Origin of the sequence: Paenibacillus sp. 2KB_22 (assembly GCF_052115745.1) — a bacterium.
Taxonomy (GTDB): Bacteria; Bacillota; Bacilli; order Paenibacillales; family Paenibacillaceae; genus Paenibacillus.
Genome location: NZ_JBFRHG010000002.1, coordinates 262,268 through 280,177 on the forward strand (window position 1 = coordinate 262,268; position 17,910 = coordinate 280,177).

The window sequence follows — 17,910 nt, forward strand, 5'->3', positions numbered from 1 at the left end:
CATACCTCCTTCATCTTCAAGTAAACAAGCCGATCCTTTATAGAGGTTGTTCAAAAAGTCTAGCTTCATTCCATCTTCTCGGTACTGAAAACCGATCTTTTTGAACACGCACTTATACTACGCTTTTTTCACTCGATTCGTTTCGGCTTCCGAACTGTAATGCGCAGTGCTCCATCCACCAGCAGAAGCTCCGATTGTGTCCAATGAAAAAAGAAGATAAATCATAGCGGCCTTTTTCGGCCTCTAGCGTTACGAGAAGTCGATTCCGCATCCGATGGAGCGCGTAGAGCACGAATTGATCTGCAACTTCACTTTGCACAAGGGTAACATAAGCATAGAGGGAATGATCGACAGGTTCATCAAGCGGACTCACCCCTGCACATGAAAATTCCGTCTTTACCCCCGCCTTCTGAAGTATGGACAATGCGTTCACGAGCTCGGCATCGACTTCAATACCGTTCCACATCTCCGTTTTCTTGGGGGATACCGTATGTTTGTCACGTTCCGTCCAGTGCATCAGCTCCAGCTTGCGCCGTCTCCACAGATGGACAGGCTGTTCACTTAACAGCACTTCATGTTCTTCATTTAAATTCATCTAATGCGTCCTCCTGTTCTCCTTGGATCCGGTCACCTTATCAACAAAGAGAGAGCACATCCCTGTGCTCTCTGCTTCGCAAAAAGGCAAAGGAATGGCACTCCATTCCTCAGCATGTTGTATTATTGTACCTTTTTCGGTGAAAGGCATCAAACTGATCTTTAATTATTCGTTCAGTGCCAGTTTCAGAGCCTCCAGATTCTGTCTCATCACACTAATGTAGTCCATTCCCGCAGCGATCTCTTTCTCGGTGAGTCCCTCAATCGGGTTCAATACAGCCGTCTTGGCCCCCACTTCACTTGCAATCGTCTCAGACACTTTGGATGAAACCAGAGTCTCGAAGAAAATCGTCTTCACTTGATGCTCTTTTGCAAAATCAATGACTGATGCCATCTGCGCTGCAGAAGGTTCTTGTTCAGGAGACAATCCTGCGATGGGCACCTGTTTCAATCCATATTCCTGTGCAAGGTAGCCAAATGCAGCGTGTTGTGTGATGAAATCCTTGCGTTTGCTATCCGCCACAGCCGCCTTGAAGTCTTGATCCAGTGACTCCAGTTGAGCAACGTAGGCATCTGCATTCTTCTTGAATTGTTCAGCATGTTCCGGGGCAGCCTGTGCCAATCCCGCTTCAATATTACGTACTTCTTTGACAGCCAGTGCAGGAGACAGCCATACGTGGGGATCCAGTCCACCGTGATCGTGCCCATGTCCTTCTTCCGCCTCAGCGTCATGATCATGGTCGTGTTCTTCCGTAGTGACTTCAACCGCATGATCGTGGTCGTGTTCCTCTGCAGTCGCTCCATTCACATGGTCATGATTGTGTTCTGTTGCCTCCGAATCTTCATGATGGTGATCATGCTCTCCACCTTCAAGCAGGTTGATGCCTTTGCTTGCTTCCACCTGAATGAGCGAAGCATTGCTCAGACTTCCAGTGACCTGATCCATCCATGTTTCCATACCCGCACCGTTGTATACAAGCACATCCGCTTTTTCAATGCTGGCTATGTCCTGTGGTGTGGGCTCCCAATCATGAGGCTCCATCCCTGCTGGAACAAGCGTATGTACATCAGCCAGATCCCCTGCCACATTTTTAGTGAATTCGTACATCGGGTAGAAGCTGACCTGTACGTTTAATTTTGCAGCTTCACTCTCTGTAGAGACCGTATTACCGGTACTTGTAGAACTTGCATTTGTATCCGAAGTGGATTTTTGTCCGCAGCCTGCAACGATAAGTGTAAGGCTAAACAATAATCCGAGCGTAGCTTTTTTACCGAATTTCATGAGATGTATTCCTCCTTGAATGGTTGACCAGAATGACGTGCTGTGATTTTGTTTCTTTACGGTGACGCTTGCGATTGTATCGTGCAATCAGCTTTTGCGCTGATATTCCATTCAGTAGGAAGACTAACAGGATAAGAGCAATCGTTCCTCCCGGAGGTGTATTTAGATGATAAGATGTGGTCAGTCCGCTAAAAATACCGATTAATCCAGTGATTACTGCGACAATGATCGCTGCTGTAAAACTACGAGACACTCTCAGTGCCAAGGCAGCGGGCAGTACAATGAGAGCAGAAACTAACAACACACCGACAATGGGCATGGCTGAAGCTACAGTCATTCCTGTCAGAATAGCAAATGCAAACGATAAACCTCTCACCTGAACGCCCCCAATGGAAGCTGTCTCTTCATCAAACGTAAAGCTATATAATGGTCTTCGTAGCAGAATGAAAAAAAGTAAACCAATCACACATACGCCTGCCATCATCCACAACTGCATATCGCTAACCGCGACAATTGATCCGAATAAGTATGAGCTGAAGGTCTTGGACAGATTGGTTTGGAGACTCATTAATACCACAGCAAGGGCCAGCCCCGAAGTCATGATGATCGCTACAGGTACCTCGCTGTAGGTACGGTAACTTCGCCGCAGTTGTTCAACCAGTAATGCACCGATCATTGCGATGGCGAATCCGCAGATGACCGGGTTAAGGTTCATGACTGAACCGAGCGCAACCCCTGCGAGTGAGACGTGGGATAACGTGTCTGCCATTAGTACCTGCCGCCTAAGCATCAGATAGACACCCAGAATTGGAGCGATAACTCCAATCAGTCCACCTGCCCAGAAGGCACGTTGCATGAATTCGTACTCAAACACTGCCATTCCTCACTTTCTTGCCGCTCCAGGGTAATGGTTCGGTCCAATCGATCTCCCAACTCTTCCAGTCCGTGAGTAACCATAATAATCGTTATCCCATGGACATCGGCATAGTGGCGCATCAGATTGTAGAATCCTTCACGACTGTGGCGGTCCATTCCCGTTGTAGGCTCATCCAGTACCAGAACCTGCGGTTGCCCTGCCATAGCTCTTGCTATACAGATCCGCTGCTTCTGTCCGCCGGACAGCTCGCCAACTCGTGTATACCGATATTCCCACATGCCAACTTCACGCAGACTGCGTTCAACGATGGCATCCTGCTCTGCTGTGAAGCTGCGGAATAATCCCAGCCTGGTGTAACACCCTGACCGAACCAGTTCAATCACCGTACTGGGAAATCCACTATTAAACGATGCCACCTGCTGGGGAACATAACCGATATTGGAGTTGTTCCTACGTTTCAACTGCGGATTCATATGTATCGTGCCGCTCCAGGGCTTGAGCAGCCCCAGCAGCAGCTTTAACAGGGTCGTTTTGGCAGAGCCATTGGGACCTGTGATGCCAATGAACTCTCCCACATGGATATCCAGCGACAGTTGATCAATGACTGGCTCTTTGCCATATCCAAATACAACATCACGCATGGAAGATAGTATCATGCCTTTCCCTCTTTTCGTAAATATTACGATTTAAAAATAACAAAAAAATTTATCTGGTTTCACGGTGGATCGTCATCTTCTTCAAACGTGGGGAGTACTTCTTCATCTCAAGTCTCTCTGGATGGTTACGTTTGTTCTTGGTTGTTGTATAGTTGCGGTCCCCGCACTCGGTGCAGGCTAAAGTTACAATGACTCTCATGGTTGTTGCCTCCTCTTATCTAATCGTAATAATTACTATTTAATGATATTAGCCTATGCTTTTTCTTTTGTCAACTTTATATCTACTACAGTAAAATTTTGTATGCATATTATAATTTCATATGATATACTGCTTTGGTATCATTATACTTTACCTACGGAGGAACTAGATGAAGATCAAAAAATCAACTTTTATTGGGTCATTGGTAGCATGCAGTTTGGCTTTCGGAGCCCTGGGTGTAGCAGCTTCAAACGGAATTCAAGATATTGAAGCAGCACTCGACAGCAACATTAGCTTTAAAGTAAATGATTTGTCTTGGACACCCAAGAATGAAGCTGGAGACAAACTGAATGCACTAGTATATGACGGTGATGTATACTTGCCTGTAAGTACCACAGCAGAAGCACTCGGAGCCAACGTATCTCTGAATGTTAGCAACAAAGTTGTAAGTATCACTAATTCAGGTAGCGGTAAGTCAAGTAGTTCGAGTAGTAATAACAGCAGTACAGGTGCCAAAGGTTCTGAAGATTCAAGTAAACCAAGTAGTTCAAGTAACTCAAGCACTTCAGGCTCAATCAAAATGACTGGAACTGACGCTCAGATGATAGTCAAATTGCAGAAAGAATCTTTAACATTGATCAAAATGTATGGTAAAGCACTTAAAACAGGTAGCACTAGTGAATTTGATAAATACATAGATGCTAAAGTTATTGAAAATCCCGAGATCGACATTTTTGATCTGGGTAAGCAATCCCAGAAAGATAAATTTAAGACTACAGTCAAAGGTATCATTGCAGCAAATGATAAAAAAACGCTGACTAAATATGCAGATCAGTTGATTAATGTGAAATCAGCTGATTTTAAAGTGATTGCAATGAATGATAAAACCAAAACAAGACACAGTTACAAAGCCATTTATTATCCACAAGGATGGACGGGTTCCTATGGAGTGTACCTTACCTTTGTGTTTAGTCCGCAAAAAAGTGGCAACGGTGATTTTTATCTTGGCGATTTGTACTTTAGCTAAAGTCCTTAATGCAATATAATCATTGATCTTCAGGGGCACTATTGCACTTGAAGATCTTTTCTTTTCACTTCAACTCCACGCTGGAAAAGGATCATTCAATTCACGCCAGTTCATCCCCATTTCCTCCTCCGTAAGAAGAGTCTCATCCAATGTACGTTCAATCTCTACCCGATCCATATCAATGCTGATAAATACTAATGCATGACTGAAAGAGATCGCCATATGGTTCCTTGTTGCCAGCCACATCAGGCCTTTGGATCGCACGATATTATCTGGCCATTTCGCAATCCAACGCAGCAACCGTTCCGGGTGGAATGGACGTTTACGGTGATAGACAAATGAATGAATTCCATATTCTTCAGTCTCCGGGGTATGTTCCTCTTTCATTAATTCGCGGATCCAACCCGCGGACTGGCTTGCTTTTTCAAAATCAAAACGTCCCGTATTCATTATCTCTCTCGGATCAATCTGCCCATGTGTTGTTCGAATGAGCTTGGCTTCCGGTTGCATGGCATGTAGTGCCTTCTCAAGCTTCGAAAGTTCTTTCTCCGATACCAAATCACATTTGTTCAGAATCAGCACATCACAGAATTCCACTTGGTCCGTCAGCAGATGAACAATTCCTCGAACATCGTCCTCGCTGGCTTCCTGTCCACGATCCTTCAGTGTTTCTTTGGAATAAAAATCCATCCAGAACTGGGCAGCATCGACAACCGTAACCATCGTGTCAAGACGGGTGAATTTCGTCAAATCAATGCCGAGTTCCTCATCAATATAGGTAAACGTCTGTGCTACAGGCACCGGCTCTCCAATACCCGTGGATTCAATCAATATGTAGTCAAAAGAACCATCCAGCGCCAGCCGCTCAACTTCTTTCAGCAGATCCTCCCGCAACGTGCAGCAAATGCAACCATTCGACATCTCTACCAGCTTCTCATCAATGCGCGATAATCCGCCACTATCTCGTATTAAACCTGCATCGATGTTAACCTCACTAAGATCATTCACGATGACAGCAACCCGCATTCCCTCGCGGTTATGAAGCACATGATTGAGCAGTGTCGTTTTGCCTGCACCCAAATATCCACTAAGTACGGTTACTGGAACCCGATGTTGAACCTGTTGATCTGACATTTTTGCTTCCTCCACTCTGTTAAAATTGTACTGAGCCATCTTCTCTCCGACCCAATGAGGGGCCCAAATAGACTCGTTTTATTTAATCGTAATAATTACTATTAATAATGATCAATCCGAACTATACCTCAGTTTTCTTTAGGTTGTCAACTCTACTATGATGAAGAATCTTAATTAATCGTAAAAATGTTGATTAAAACATAGGAATGATGTATGTTGCCTCACGTACAAGCATATATTTTAGAAAAGTCCTAGTTGTGGAGGTCTGTTTCATGAAAATGGCAGCCAATCTGAAGCTCCTGTCCTTCCTGATCCCTTGTGCATTTCTGGTTCCCGTGTTGATCACAATGGCTCCAGACCTGAAGGATGCATGGAACAGTGAAGCTTTGCAAAATATGAAAACGGTATTCATAGGTATTTTCCTTGAAGCCGCCCCTTTTCTGCTCATGGGTGTTTTATTATCTTCGCTCATGCAGTGGTTCGTATCCGAAGAAATGGTCCGCAGACTTACGCCCAAGAACCCAATCGGCGGTGTGCTGGTTGCGGGGCTGCTCGGTATCATTTTTCCCATCTGTGAATGTGGCATGATCCCGGTCGTAAGAAGGTTGATGCACAAAGGCATGCCTGCCTATATCGCAGTTACGTTCATCTTGAGTGGTCCTGTAGTGAATCCCATCGTATTTACCGCAACCTTGCTCGCTTTTCCCTCCCATCCTGAGATTACCATTGCCCGCATGGGACTGGCCTTTGCCGTAGCAGCTTCCATAGGTGGATTGGTATATGTGTTCGTTCGTCGAAATCCCCTTCGGTTGCCAAAAGTCGCAGTGACAGAGGTCAAGACGCATCCTGGATTTAAAATGGCCCAACCTCATGCTCATGCAAATGCTCATGACCACAACCATGTGAAAAACTGGCGCAGCTTCTTCATTCATGCCGGAGATGAATTTGTCGATATGAGCAAATATCTGGTGATTGGTGCCTTGATTACAGCCTGCATCCAAACATTCATTAGTCGCAGCGATCTGATCTCACTTGGCAATGGTCCTGTCGCCTCCTATGTGTTTATGATGGGCTTTGCGTATGTACTGTCTCTCTGCTCCACTTCTGATGCTTTTGTGGCTTCTGCGTTCTCACATACGTTTGCACTTGGGCCGCTGGTATCCTTCCTTGTGCTTGGTCCAATGCTGGATTTCAAAAGTACGCTCATGCTGCTCTCGACCTTCCGTACCCGGTTTGTTATCGGTCTAAGCCTGGCGATTATCACACTCGTCTTCGTCGGCTCTTGGTTGATTAACCTGCTGGTATAAATGTTGAGTAAAATACTTCATGACATGAATGGTTAACCCCATGAACTTTCATCCTGACTATGAATAGAAATGAGGTGATGATATGAACCACACTATCTATACGATGACCAAATCTCCTGTTCCAAGATCACACGTCATCCAATGGCATAACCTGATCCGTGCGGTATGGATCGGCGGGCTAGCAGTATACATTATTCACTTGAATTCGAGTGATTCTCTTCATTATTATTTGGCACCAACGATGCAAAAACTGCTGTTATGCTGCCCTGTTCCCTTTTTATTTATTGCTGTTATCATGGCATGGCATGGATTATTCGGCAGTAACGAGGTTCATTGCGACTGTGAACATCCACCGCCTTCCGGTTTGCTACGCAGCTCGTTGGTATATGGTCTGATTGCTATTCCCTTGTTGCTGGGATTTCTGTTACCTGATCGGGCTCTCGGCAGCTCTATGGCCAGTCAAAAAGGGATGTCTCTCACGTATGCTCCTCCGGAGATTCGTCGTAAAGAACCTTTACCCGAAACAGCAAAGTTAAATGTACAAGATCTTGCACAGCAAAAACAGCAACAAACCGCTGTTACATCTACAACGGCAACCAACGTGCAATTTGTACCGCCGGATGAATACAGCCGTGAATTTGCAGAACTGGCGGAGAAGTTGTATGCAGAACAGGTCATTCGAGTCTATCCTGAAATTTTCTCTGAAACACTGGGAACCATCGACATGTTCCAGCGGCAATTTGCAGGGAAAGATATCTCGTTAACCGGGTTTGTTTATCGGGACAAAAGTATGGATCATGAATCCCATTTTGCACTGGGACGATTTCTCGTTATGTGTTGCCCCGCTGATGCGGCTCCCTTCGGCGTAATGATTCATATCCCAGAAGCGGATAGCTTCCCTACAGATAGCTGGGTGCAAATCGATGGCACCATCGGCTCCGCACAAGTAGATGGCAAAGATACCATTGAGATTCGGGCCACAAAGGTGACACCTGTATCCGAGCCATCCACACCTTACATTTATACCAATGCGGATTCAGTGATGGCGTATGAGCAAATAAAGAACCAATAATCGCTAGTGACTTAACCGTTTTCTCTTCAGTAACAAAAAAGCCCCAAAACTATGGGTTTCATAGTCTGGGGCTTTCGTGTTCAATCAGATAAGAGATTAGACCTCATCTGCTCTGATTTATTTATTATTCCGTTACGATATCATGAACTAATACAGGTGCATCGGCATGATCCGCAATCGTAATGTTTTCTTTGATCTTCGCAATGACGTCTGCTACGTCTTCACGATTGGCATGGATCGTTACGAGGGACTCACCAGCTTTGACTGGGTCACCGACTTTTTTGTTCAGCATCAGACCAACCGCGAGATCGATCTCTGACTCTTTTGTTGCACGGCCTGCGCCGAGCAGCATTGCTGCAGTTCCGATTTCGTCAGCAACGATTCCGGCAACATAGCCGTCTTTGTCTGCTGGGACTTCAACCAGGTACTGTGCTTGCGGCAAACGATCTGGATGATCCACAACCGAAGCGTCTCCGCCTTGGTTTGCCAGGAAATCTTTGAATTTCTCCAGCGCTTTACCATTCTGGATCACTTCTTTCAATTTCTGCTCAGCATGCTCCAAGGAATCTGCCTTACCCGCAAGGAATACCATCTGACGTCCAAGTGCCAAACACAATTCTTCCAGATCTTTTGGACCTTTACCTTGCAGGGTGAGGATGGCTTCTTTCACTTCAAGCGCATTACCGATTGCCAGACCAAGTGGTTGGGACATATCGGAGATAACAGCCATCGTTTTACGTCCAACATTGTTACCAATGCTAACCATGGCATGTGCCAATTCTTTAGCATCTTCTGTTGTTTTCATGAATGCACCTGCACCCGTCTTCACATCCAATACAATCGCATCTGCACCTGCTGCAATTTTCTTGCTCATGATGGAGCTGGCGATCAGTGGGATGGAGTTAACTGTAGCTGTTACGTCACGCAGAGCATAGAGCTTCTTGTCTGCTGGCGTAAGGTTACCACTTTGTCCGATAACCGCAACCTTATGTTCGTTGACGAGTCGAATGAACTCTTCTTTTTCAAGCTCTACGTGGAAGCCAGCAACGGATTCCAGCTTGTCTGTTGTACCACCCGTGTGACCAAGTCCACGTCCGGACATTTTGGCAACAGGAACATCCAGCGCAGCAACGAGTGGAGCAAGTACCAGTGTTGTTGTATCGCCAACTCCTCCTGTGGAGTGCTTGTCTACTTTGATGCCCTCGATAGCAGACAGGTCGATCGTTTCACCGGAATTCACCATCGACATGGTCAGGTCCGCGCGTTCTTTATCTGTCATATCTTTGAAGAATACCGCCATCGCCCATGCGCTGACTTGATAGTCCGGGATCTCTCCTTGTGTGTATCCTTGAACAACAAAATCAATCTCAGCAGTTGTCAGTTCTTTACCGTCGCGTTTTTTTGCAATAATGTCTACCATTCTCATGATGATCTCTCCTTGTGTGTGTATTGATTGTATAGAACACTTTGTAGTTACACCGTTACGGCCCCGGATCGTTCTTTTGATCGCTGTTGTCTCCAAGTTTTTTTGATCCATTTTCAATGGGAAAACTCGGAGACAAAGGCGAACGCTAACGCTTCTTCAGAATCGATTTCGGGTCCTTCACTCCGTGCTTAAAACAAAAGTTTCGATTAAAATCAAATGATGATGAATATAAAATGCAACAACATCTTGTCGTCATCTTAGAAAAACACTTTGTGCAACATCGTTCCGGCTCCAGATCGTTCCTGCGAACGCTTCGCTTCTTCAGAATCGGTTCCGGTTCCTTCACTCCGTGCTTAAAACAAAAGTTTCGATCCACATCAATTGATTATGAATAACAATTACAGTGTGATTGCTGTGTCCAGAGCCACTACCATCATGTCGTTGAACGTTTTTTGGCGCTCTTCGGCAGATGTTTCTTCGCCTGTCAGCAAGTGGTCGCTTACCGTCAGGATGGTCAGTGCGTTAACACCGAACTTGGCAGCGATGGTGTACAGTGCTGTTGTTTCCATCTCTACGCCGAGTACGCCGTGCTTCATCAATTTCTCAGTGACGGAACGATCATCGCGGTAGAAAGAATCGGAACTGAACACGTTACCGACATGAATCTTCATACCTTTAGCTGTTGCACGGTCATATGCTTCTTTCAGCAGAGAAAACGTAGCGATTGGCGAGAAGTCATATCCACCAAATACATGTTTGTTCATGCTGGAATCGGTACATGCTGCTTGTGCAAGGATGACGTCACGTACACGTACATGCTCCTGCATACCGCCACAAGTCCCTACACGAATCAGGTTTTTCACGCCATATTCGCTAATCAATTCGTTAGCATAGATTGCAAAAGACGGAATGCCCATCCCTGAACCTTGCACCGAAATCTGGTGGCCTTGATATGTACCTGTGTAACCGAGCATTCCACGAACCTCGTTGTAACATACAACATCTTCAAGGTAAGTATCTGCTATATATTTCGCACGCAGAGGATCTCCTGGCAATAGGATTGTTTCTGCGATATCTCCGGGTTTTGCTCCAATATGTGTACTCATGAATGAATCTCCTCCAGTTATATATTTAGTCTATTATGATGGCAGGAACCGGAGTAGCCTCAACTACTCCGACATCCCCTATCCAGTTTTAAAACCTATTTCAAATCTTTAAGGAAGCTGGTACCGTATTCGGGCATTTTCACTCCAAAGTTCTCGGCTACAGTTGCGCCAAGGTCAGCAAATGTGCTGCGCAAATCAAGCTGTTTGCCCTCGCTGAAGCGCGGAGAGTAGGCAAGCAGCGGTACATATTCACGTGTATGGTCTGTACCACGGTAAGTTGGATCGTTACCATGGTCAGCTGTAATCAGCAGCAGGTCATCGTTGGTCATTTTGGCAAAAATCTCTGGCAGCCTTGCATCATAGTCTTCAAGCGCCTGAGCGTACCCTTGAGGATCACGACGGTGACCGTACAGCGCATCAAAATCAACCAGGTTCAGGAAGCTGAGTCCAGTGAACTCCTCATCCATCGTTTCAGACAACTTGTCCATGCCGTCCATGTTAGAGACAGTACGAACAGCTTTGGTCACACCTTCACCATCGTAGATGTCCGCGATTTTACCCAGGGCAATCACATCAAATCCGCCATCTTGCAGTTCATTCATCACCGTACGACCAAAAGGTTTAAGTGCATAGTCATGACGATTCGCAGTACGCTTCCAGTTACCGTTCTCACCTACGAATGGACGTGCAATAATGCGGCCGAGCATGTACGGATCTTCAAGTGTAATTTCACGGCAGAACTCACAGATCTCATACAGTTCTTTTAATGGTACAACATCCTCATGTGCTGCAATTTGCAGAACCGAATCCGCGGATGTATATACGATGAGCGCGCCAGTTTCAACATGCTCCGCACCCAGCTCATCCAGAATTTCCGTGCCGCTGGCCGGTTTGTTACCAATGACCTTCCGGCCCGTTTTCTCTTCAATGCGCTGAATCAACTCATCAGGAAAACCATTCTCGAACACACGGAAAGGTGTATCAATATAAAGACCCATCAGCTCCCAGTGACCTGTCATGGTGTCTTTGCCTCTAGATGCTTCCTGCATCTTGGTGTAATACGCTTTAGGTGTATCCGCTACAGGGACACCCTCAATTTCTTTGATGTTGGACAGTCCGAGACTGGCCATGTGAGGCATTTTCAGACCTCCGCGTTCACGTGCAATGTGACCGAAGGTATCTACATCAAAATCATCAAATTCTGCTGCATCCGGCGCTTCGCCGATCCCTACAGAATCCATAACGATCAGATGTACTCTTTTGAATGTTGACATAACCTAAGCACTCCTTCCAATAATCCGGTTTACAAGAACAGTCCAGTAATGATCGCTGACAGCACGCTGACAAGCGAAGCACCGTAAAGCAGTTTCAGACCGAAGCGGGCGACCACATTACCTTGCTTCTCATGGAGTCCCTTCACCGCACCAGCAATGATACCGATGGAGGAGAAGTTGGCGAACGACACGAGGAAGACGGATACGATACCCGTTGTTCTGGCAGACATTGCAGTCTCCTTCAAATTAAGCATAGCGACGAATTCGTTGGATACCATTTTGGTTGCCATAATACTTCCTGCCTGAATCGCTTCTTTCCATGGAACACCCATGATGAAGGCAAATGGTGCAAACACATAACCGAGTAGCTCTTGGAACGAAATGCCAAGCACCGAGCTGAAAACTCCGTTAACAAGCGCAATCAAGGCAACAAAACCGATTAACATCGCAGCTACGATGATAGCAACTTTGAATCCATCAAGGATGTACTCGCCGAGCATTTCGAAGAACGATTGTTTCTCTTCATCCTGCACTTCCAATATATCTTCTTCTTCCGTCACCCGATAAGGGTTAACGATCGAAGCAATGATAAAACCGCCAAACAGGTTCAGTACAAGAGCTGTAACCACATATTTCGGCTCGATCATGGTCATATAAGCACCGACAATCGACATCGATACCGTTGACATCGCCGAAGCACATAAGGTGTACAGCCGATGTTTTGGCAACAACCCAATTTGTTTTTTCACAGAAATGAACACTTCAGATTGCCCCAATACAGCCGAAGCAACCGCGTTATATGATTCCAGTTTGCCCATTCCGTTGATTTTGCTTAATACCAGACCAATATATTTTATAACAAAAGGCAAGATTCGGATATACTGCAATATGCCAATGAGTGCCGAGATGACAACAATCGGCATCAATACGCTGAGGAAAAACGGCGCCCCCCCGCTCTCTGCACCTACGGTAGTTAAACCCCCAAATACAAATGCGATACCTTCATTCGCATAGTCGAGTAAACTTTTAAATACGGTCGCGAAACCGCCAATTAAAAAAGTACCCACTCCTGTATTCAACAGAGCATAAGCTAGTATAACTTGCAAAACAATCATGATAGCCAGCGGCCGGTAACGTATCTGTTTTTTGCCGTTGCTTGCGATATAAGCCAGTCCAAAAACAACGAGTAAGCCGATAATGGCAATTAGAAATTTCATTTGATCTCTCCTTTGAAGGTAGTTAAGCCGGATGTGAAATTCAGCTCAAAGGGTGCTTAGAAGCATTCTTATCAGTAATCTTTCAGAAAACTTATGAAGCGCTTACAATAAGTTCCGTTAATTAAAATATAAGTGTAAATTGTATTCCCTGTACCTGAGACGAAGCCTCAAGTACAGAGAACATAACATTACTTTTGTTTGATAAGCTTGTGCTTGTTAAACCTTTTGCTTAATAAGAAGATGTAGACTGACCACCCTGCATAATCTTCACGCCAGAGCTTGCACCGATCCGAGTCGCACCTGCTTCAATCATTTTCTGCATATCTTCCAGGCTACGTACGCCACCGGAAGCTTTAACGCCAATATCAGGACCTACAGTACGACGCATCAAAGCGATATCTTCTGGCGTTGCTCCACCTGTAGAGAAACCAGTAGAAGTTTTAACAAAATCAGCTCCAGCTCGTACAGCTGCTTGACAAGCACGTACTTTCTCATCATCCGTCAACAGACAAGTTTCAATAATGACTTTCACCAAAGCTTTACCCGCAGCCGCTTCAACGACAGCACGAATATCCTGTTCAACATAATCATCTTTGCCATCTTTCAAAGCGCTGATGTTGATGACCATATCGACTTCAGTTGCACCTTTAGCAATCGCATCCTTGGTTTCGAAAGCTTTTGTCTCCGTTGTGGATGCTCCAAGAGGGAAACCAATAACGGTGCAGATGTCTACGCCAGTACCCTGCAACTGCTCAGCAGCATAAGCAACCCAACCTGGGTTAACACATACGGAAGCAAACTGGTATTGCTTCGCTTCTTCGGTTAACTTGGCCATTTCACTTTGCGTTGCGTCCGCACGAAGCAGCGTATGGTCGATCATTTTAGCTAATTGTGGTGTAGTCAATTGAATCTCTCCCTTATCTGAACTAGTTATTTTCTATACCCTTACACTAACATGAACATATGTAAAAATCAACTTGAACTTTTGTTCATAGTTCAGCTTACAGTTCTTGCCTCGTTATATTTTCTGCCTAACAAAGCAAAACATCCGCCCTTTTTACGTGGCAGATGTTGTCATCCATATCCATTTGAAATTAGAATCGCAGTAATGCCTGTGCTGTGTACTGATCCGTAACCAAAATATTCGCATAATGACCTTTAAGCGCGGCGTGAATGGCTTCAATTTTGCGTTGTCCCCCGGCTACGAGGATGGATTTTTCCTTATTTCTCAATTCAGCCAAGTCAATGCCGACAGTTCTGCTGTTAATCTCTTCACTGATCAACTGTCCTTCCGCGTCAAAAAAGCGTGAACAAATGTCACCTGCACCAGAGTTCATCAATAATTGTTGCTCTTCTTCATTGAAGTAGCCAAGCCTGAACAATAACGCATCCTCTTTCACAGTACCCACGGTGAACAAAGCAATGTTGGCCTGTCTGCCAAGCTCTACGATTCTGCCGATATGGCGATCGGCTTCCACCATGTTCTTCACTTCGATGTTGTCGAAAATAACAGGCAGTGGCAAATACCTTGGTACCGTGTGAAAAGCTTCAGCGAATAAATGTACAATCTCAGCGGCATACGTATTGACATGGGAATGGCTCACGCCCCCCTTCAATTGCACGACTTCGACACCTTTCACCTGCTTGGGGCGAAGTTGCCGTGCTACGGCATGCATGGTTGTTCCCCAAGTCACACCGATAATATCCGCATCCTGAACCGTCTCCTGAAGGTAGTCTGCCGCTCGTTTGCTGATATGCTTCTGTATTTCCTCATCACTCTTCAGCGGGGCAAAACACACAAGTGCCGTATCCAGATCATATTTAGATTTGAGTTCTCCCGCAATGATATCGATATCCTCCAGCGGGTCCATAATTTCAATCCGGACGTATCCACGATCTTTCGCGTACTGAAGTAACCTTGATACGGTTGGACGCGACACGCCCAATCTTGCAGCAATATCCTGCTGGCTGTAATCGGACTGATAATACAATTTCGCTGCTTCAATGCTTAATCGTTGCTTCTCCAGGTCCATTCCCATGTGCGCTCATCTCACTCATCCTATTATCGTTGGAAAATAAATGCTCGTCCTGTATATTATACATGGATTTAGTATCTGGTTACTACATAGCATCCAATTCAGTATTGTCTTCATCCATTCAATTCCTTTCTGACGTATATAACGGGAGAAATGATGCATACTACTGCGGTCGCTTCATTATTGCCAAGATTGGTTCACCCATTAATCGCACAGAGAGGAAGAACTGCATGTCTACCTTATTGTACATTACTGCCCATCCTCATGATCATGAAACCTCCTTCAGCATGGCTACGGGCAAAGCATTTATTGATGCGTATCGTGAAAGTCACCCTTCTGATGAGGTTGTTCACCTCGATCTGTATCGCTCGGATATTCCGCATATCGATGCGGATGTCTTCAGTGGTTGGGGCAAACTGCAATCGGGCAGTGATCTGACTACCGAAGAACAGGCGAAAGTAAGTCGTTTAAATGAACTGTCGGATCAATTTGCCTCAGCAGATAAATATGTTTTTGTAACACCGATGTGGAACTTCTCATTTCCTCCCATTCTGAAGGCTTATGTGGACTCTATCTGTGTGGCCGGCAAAACATTCCGGTATACAGAACAAGGTCCAGTTGGACTGTTGTCTGACAAAAAAGCGCTGCATATTCAAGCACGTGGCGGCATTTATTCCGAAGGCCCAGCGGCTCAGATGGAATCCGGTCATCGTTATTTAAGCATTATCATGTCATTCCTTGGTGTGCCGAAGCTTGATGGCATTTTTGTAGAGGGGCATAATCAATACAAAGAACGAGCGGATGAGATCAAACAACAAGCCATTGAACAGGCGCGCACTTTCGCAAAACAGTTTTAAGAGAGGTAGTTTCATCCCATCTTCTCGGTACTGAAAACCGACCTTTTTGAACACTCACTTAAAGTGTATTAAACAAAATTAAAGCAAAAACAAAACCCGCTTGCATCCCAGGGAAATTCCCAGGATACACGCGGGTTTTCAATGTATATCAACCTAGAGCTTATTGATGTCCAGCGCTGGCACGGCTCATGGTTTCAAGTTTACGTGTGATGGCATGACGGTCTACTTTCAATCCCCAGATCATCTCAATAATCTGCTCTTTCTCCTCAGGATTGTCGGCATGTTTCAATTGCATTAACAGATCATGCATCTGTTCATTAATACCTTCAAATTGGCTCCATAAATCCTGTCTTACCTCTGTTGAATCCAAATGATGATTCGCATCGACTTCTTCCTTCAACGCTTGCAGAATGGCATCTTTCCATTCCTCATCACCTAGCTGTTTCGCAATATTCAGGAGATCCAGATAATCGTCAACAAGAAGTGAGTTCAATTCAGCATGTGTTTTCATCGTTTATTGCATCCCCTTTTCGTCTATTTACCAAGTATTATACTCGGTATTTCAGGATATGCAATAGCTGTCGTAAAAAGTTGCTTTATGTAGCCTGTCCCTTCAACCTGTGAACAAGCAAATTACACAAGACAGAACCGATCAAAACATACACACCAATCATGCCCACAATGCCTATCCATCCCAGATGGCTGTATAACAGTCCGCCTCCTGTTCCACTTACGCTGGAACCAAGGTAGTAGAAAAACAAATACAACGCATTAGCCTGGGATTTGTGCTGATTGGCCACGAGTCCAACCCAACTGCTTGCGATCGAATGGCCGCCAAAGAAACCAAAGGCAAACAGAGCGAGTCCGATAATTTTGACCCAAAGCGCTGGATGAACGGTACAGACTGCACCCGCCAGAATAATGCCCAGCGCAATTCCAAGCACATGTGATCTGCCATACCGGTCTGCCAGTCTGCCCATCCATGTGCTGCTGACCGTACCCATCAGATACACCACAAAAAGACTTCCAACAATGGACTGACTTAGATGATACGGTTCACCCGTTAATTCAAAACCAATATAGTTGAACAGGGTTACAAAGCCCCCCATTAGGAGAAATCCGAGTCCATACAGGCACAGCAGCCTTGGGTTGCGACACTGTGACCACAGAAGAGGTAATGGATTTTTGAATCCGGGTGAAGCTTTGACAAAATGACGAGATGGCGGGATGACAAGCCAAAAAATAACGGCTGCACACAGTCCAAGAATACCAATGAACCCCACAGCAGCACGCCAACTGAACCAGTCTGTCACCACACCGCTGATAAAACGGCCGGCCATGCCCCCAATCGAGTTCCCGCTGATATATAGGCCCATGGCATAACCAAGACTCTTAGGTTCAATTTCTTCTGACAGATATGTCATGGCTATCGCTGGCAACCCTGCGAGTGCCACTCCCTGGAGAATACGAAGCAGAAGAAGCTCCGTATATCCCGAGCTGAACGCACTCAGCAAAGCAATAACAGAAGATATGACCAGTGCTGCTGTCATAATGAAGCGTCGTCCCACAGAATCAGACAAGGAGCCGATGAACAGCATCGTCAATGCCATGGCGATCGTTGTTACCGATAACGTAAGACTGGCGTGTGCCGGCGTAATGGCGAATGCATCGCTAATCTCAGGCATTAAGGGTTGGAGGCTATAGAGCAAAGCAAACGTGACAAAACCTCCGGCGAACAGTGCAAGGCTAATGTTACGAAACGTCTTAGTTCCCTGCTGAATCATGGATGTTCCAACTTTCTCAGTAAGAAAGCTTCTTGGATCGACTGTGGCCTGATCGCCGGTCA

General features: G+C 45.5%; 18 protein-coding genes. 4 read left to right on the top strand and 14 right to left on the bottom strand.

Going from position 1 to position 17,910, the window contains the following annotated elements:
• Positions 1-112 precede the first annotated feature (112 nt).
• The 5 genes from AB4111_RS12075 to rpmG form a co-directional block, all read right to left on the bottom strand.
• Positions 113-595 (bottom strand): hypothetical protein, encoded by a 483-nt coding sequence (locus AB4111_RS12075; RefSeq protein WP_442031812.1) that lies wholly within the window; start codon positions 593-595, stop codon positions 113-115.
• Between the two features lie 165 nt (positions 596-760).
• Positions 761-1,876 (bottom strand): metal ABC transporter solute-binding protein, Zn/Mn family, encoded by a 1,116-nt coding sequence (locus AB4111_RS12080; RefSeq protein ID WP_442031813.1) that lies wholly within the window; start codon positions 1,874-1,876, stop codon positions 761-763.
• Positions 1,863-2,756: a metal ABC transporter permease gene (locus AB4111_RS12085; RefSeq protein WP_442031814.1), complete on the bottom strand. Its 894-nt coding sequence runs from the start codon at positions 2,754-2,756 to the stop codon at positions 1,863-1,865. Before AB4111_RS12085 ends, AB4111_RS12080 begins: the two co-directional genes overlap by 14 nt.
• Positions 2,702-3,409 carry a metal ABC transporter ATP-binding protein gene (locus tag AB4111_RS12090; protein WP_442031815.1) on the bottom strand — a complete coding sequence of 236 codons (708 nt, stop codon included), beginning with the start codon at positions 3,407-3,409 and terminating at the stop codon, positions 2,702-2,704. Before AB4111_RS12090 ends, AB4111_RS12085 begins: the two co-directional genes overlap by 55 nt.
• 49 nt (positions 3,410-3,458) lie before the next feature.
• Positions 3,459-3,608: a 50S ribosomal protein L33 gene (gene rpmG, locus AB4111_RS12095; protein WP_036613813.1), complete on the bottom strand. Its 150-nt coding sequence runs from the start codon at positions 3,606-3,608 to the stop codon at positions 3,459-3,461.
• A gap of 169 nt (positions 3,609-3,777) precedes the next feature.
• Here rpmG and AB4111_RS12100 point away from each other — a divergent pair, with 169 nt between their 5' ends.
• Positions 3,778-4,635, top strand: a complete 858-nt coding sequence (locus AB4111_RS12100; RefSeq protein ID WP_442031816.1) for a stalk domain-containing protein — start codon at positions 3,778-3,780, stop codon at positions 4,633-4,635.
• Positions 4,636-4,704: 69 nt separating this feature from the next.
• On the opposite strand, the gene AB4111_RS12105 is transcribed toward AB4111_RS12100, so the two are convergent.
• Positions 4,705-5,769: a GTP-binding protein gene (locus AB4111_RS12105; protein WP_442031817.1), complete on the bottom strand. Its 1,065-nt coding sequence runs from the start codon at positions 5,767-5,769 to the stop codon at positions 4,705-4,707.
• Positions 5,770-6,041: 272 nt separating this feature from the next.
• Between AB4111_RS12105 and AB4111_RS12110 the strand changes: the two genes are divergently transcribed.
• A complete protein-coding gene (locus AB4111_RS12110; protein ID WP_442031818.1) occupies positions 6,042-7,076 on the top strand; it encodes a permease in 1,035 nt (344 codons plus the stop codon).
• Positions 7,077-7,158: 82 nt separating this feature from the next.
• Positions 7,159-8,148, top strand: coding sequence for a TIGR03943 family putative permease subunit (locus AB4111_RS12115; RefSeq protein ID WP_442031819.1), 990 nt, complete (start codon positions 7,159-7,161; stop codon positions 8,146-8,148).
• Between the two features lie 124 nt (positions 8,149-8,272).
• Here the strand turns inward: AB4111_RS12115 and AB4111_RS12120 are convergent, their stop codons facing one another.
• From AB4111_RS12120 to AB4111_RS12145, 6 genes are all read right to left on the bottom strand, one after another.
• Positions 8,273-9,574, bottom strand: a complete 1,302-nt coding sequence (locus tag AB4111_RS12120) for a pyrimidine-nucleoside phosphorylase (RefSeq protein WP_442031820.1) — start codon at positions 9,572-9,574, stop codon at positions 8,273-8,275.
• A 398-nt stretch (positions 9,575-9,972) separates the two neighbouring features.
• Positions 9,973-10,680: a purine-nucleoside phosphorylase gene (deoD, locus tag AB4111_RS12125; protein ID WP_442031821.1), complete on the bottom strand. Its 708-nt coding sequence runs from the start codon at positions 10,678-10,680 to the stop codon at positions 9,973-9,975.
• Between the two features lie 95 nt (positions 10,681-10,775).
• On the bottom strand, positions 10,776-11,954 hold the full coding sequence (deoB, locus tag AB4111_RS12130) for a phosphopentomutase (RefSeq protein WP_442031822.1): 1,179 nt from the start codon (positions 11,952-11,954) through the stop codon (positions 10,776-10,778).
• Between the two features lie 29 nt (positions 11,955-11,983).
• The gene (locus AB4111_RS12135; RefSeq protein WP_192131191.1) at positions 11,984-13,171 is read right to left on the bottom strand and encodes a NupC/NupG family nucleoside CNT transporter; all 1,188 of its coding nucleotides are present in this window, start codon (positions 13,169-13,171) and stop codon (positions 11,984-11,986) included.
• A 229-nt stretch (positions 13,172-13,400) separates the two neighbouring features.
• Positions 13,401-14,051: a deoxyribose-phosphate aldolase gene (deoC, locus tag AB4111_RS12140; protein ID WP_253442621.1), complete on the bottom strand. Its 651-nt coding sequence runs from the start codon at positions 14,049-14,051 to the stop codon at positions 13,401-13,403.
• Positions 14,052-14,265: 214 nt separating this feature from the next.
• Positions 14,266-15,204 (bottom strand): sugar-binding transcriptional regulator, encoded by a 939-nt coding sequence (locus AB4111_RS12145; RefSeq protein ID WP_062836066.1) that lies wholly within the window; start codon positions 15,202-15,204, stop codon positions 14,266-14,268.
• A 233-nt stretch (positions 15,205-15,437) separates the two neighbouring features.
• Between AB4111_RS12145 and AB4111_RS12150 the strand changes: the two genes are divergently transcribed.
• A complete protein-coding gene (locus AB4111_RS12150; RefSeq protein ID WP_442031823.1) occupies positions 15,438-16,064 on the top strand; it encodes an FMN-dependent NADH-azoreductase in 627 nt (208 codons plus the stop codon).
• A 160-nt stretch (positions 16,065-16,224) separates the two neighbouring features.
• Here the strand turns inward: AB4111_RS12150 and AB4111_RS12155 are convergent, their stop codons facing one another.
• Together AB4111_RS12155 and AB4111_RS12160 are read right to left on the bottom strand one after the other, a co-directional pair.
• Positions 16,225-16,575, bottom strand: a complete 351-nt coding sequence (locus AB4111_RS12155; protein WP_440389424.1) for a hypothetical protein — start codon at positions 16,573-16,575, stop codon at positions 16,225-16,227.
• A gap of 85 nt (positions 16,576-16,660) precedes the next feature.
• On the bottom strand, positions 16,661-17,848 hold the full coding sequence (locus tag AB4111_RS12160; protein ID WP_442031824.1) for an MFS transporter: 1,188 nt from the start codon (positions 17,846-17,848) through the stop codon (positions 16,661-16,663).
• Positions 17,849-17,910 lie beyond the last annotated feature (62 nt).

Excerpts from the sequence above, each read along its gene's own strand:
- AB4111_RS12075 (WP_442031812.1), bottom strand. The coding sequence starts at position 595 with ATGAATTTAAATGAAGAACATGAAGTGCTGTTAAGTGAACAGCCTGTC.
- AB4111_RS12160 (WP_442031824.1), bottom strand. The coding sequence starts at position 17,848 with ATGATTCAGCAGGGAACTAAGACGTTTCGTAACATTAGCCTTGCACTG.
- AB4111_RS12090 (WP_442031815.1), bottom strand. The coding sequence starts at position 3,409 with ATGATACTATCTTCCATGCGTGATGTTGTATTTGGATATGGCAAAGAG.
- AB4111_RS12105 (WP_442031817.1), bottom strand. The coding sequence starts at position 5,769 with ATGTCAGATCAACAGGTTCAACATCGGGTTCCAGTAACCGTACTTAGT.
- AB4111_RS12145 (WP_062836066.1), bottom strand. The coding sequence starts at position 15,204 with ATGGACCTGGAGAAGCAACGATTAAGCATTGAAGCAGCGAAATTGTAT.
- AB4111_RS12120 (WP_442031820.1), bottom strand. The coding sequence starts at position 9,574 with ATGAGAATGGTAGACATTATTGCAAAAAAACGCGACGGTAAAGAACTG.
- deoB (WP_442031822.1), bottom strand. The coding sequence starts at position 11,954 with ATGTCAACATTCAAAAGAGTACATCTGATCGTTATGGATTCTGTAGGG.
- AB4111_RS12135 (WP_192131191.1), bottom strand. The coding sequence starts at position 13,171 with ATGAAATTTCTAATTGCCATTATCGGCTTACTCGTTGTTTTTGGACTG.
- deoC (WP_253442621.1), bottom strand. The coding sequence starts at position 14,051 with ATGATCGACCATACGCTGCTTCGTGCGGACGCAACGCAAAGTGAAATG.
- AB4111_RS12150 (WP_442031823.1), top strand. The coding sequence starts at position 15,438 with ATGTCTACCTTATTGTACATTACTGCCCATCCTCATGATCATGAAACC.
- AB4111_RS12080 (WP_442031813.1), bottom strand. The coding sequence starts at position 1,876 with ATGAAATTCGGTAAAAAAGCTACGCTCGGATTATTGTTTAGCCTTACA.
- AB4111_RS12115 (WP_442031819.1), top strand. The coding sequence starts at position 7,159 with ATGAACCACACTATCTATACGATGACCAAATCTCCTGTTCCAAGATCA.
- rpmG (WP_036613813.1), bottom strand. The coding sequence starts at position 3,608 with ATGAGAGTCATTGTAACTTTAGCCTGCACCGAGTGCGGGGACCGCAAC.
- AB4111_RS12085 (WP_442031814.1), bottom strand. The coding sequence starts at position 2,756 with ATGGCAGTGTTTGAGTACGAATTCATGCAACGTGCCTTCTGGGCAGGT.
- AB4111_RS12110 (WP_442031818.1), top strand. The coding sequence starts at position 6,042 with ATGAAAATGGCAGCCAATCTGAAGCTCCTGTCCTTCCTGATCCCTTGT.
- AB4111_RS12100 (WP_442031816.1), top strand. The coding sequence starts at position 3,778 with ATGAAGATCAAAAAATCAACTTTTATTGGGTCATTGGTAGCATGCAGT.
- deoD (WP_442031821.1), bottom strand. The coding sequence starts at position 10,680 with ATGAGTACACATATTGGAGCAAAACCCGGAGATATCGCAGAAACAATC.
- AB4111_RS12155 (WP_440389424.1), bottom strand. The coding sequence starts at position 16,575 with ATGAAAACACATGCTGAATTGAACTCACTTCTTGTTGACGATTATCTG.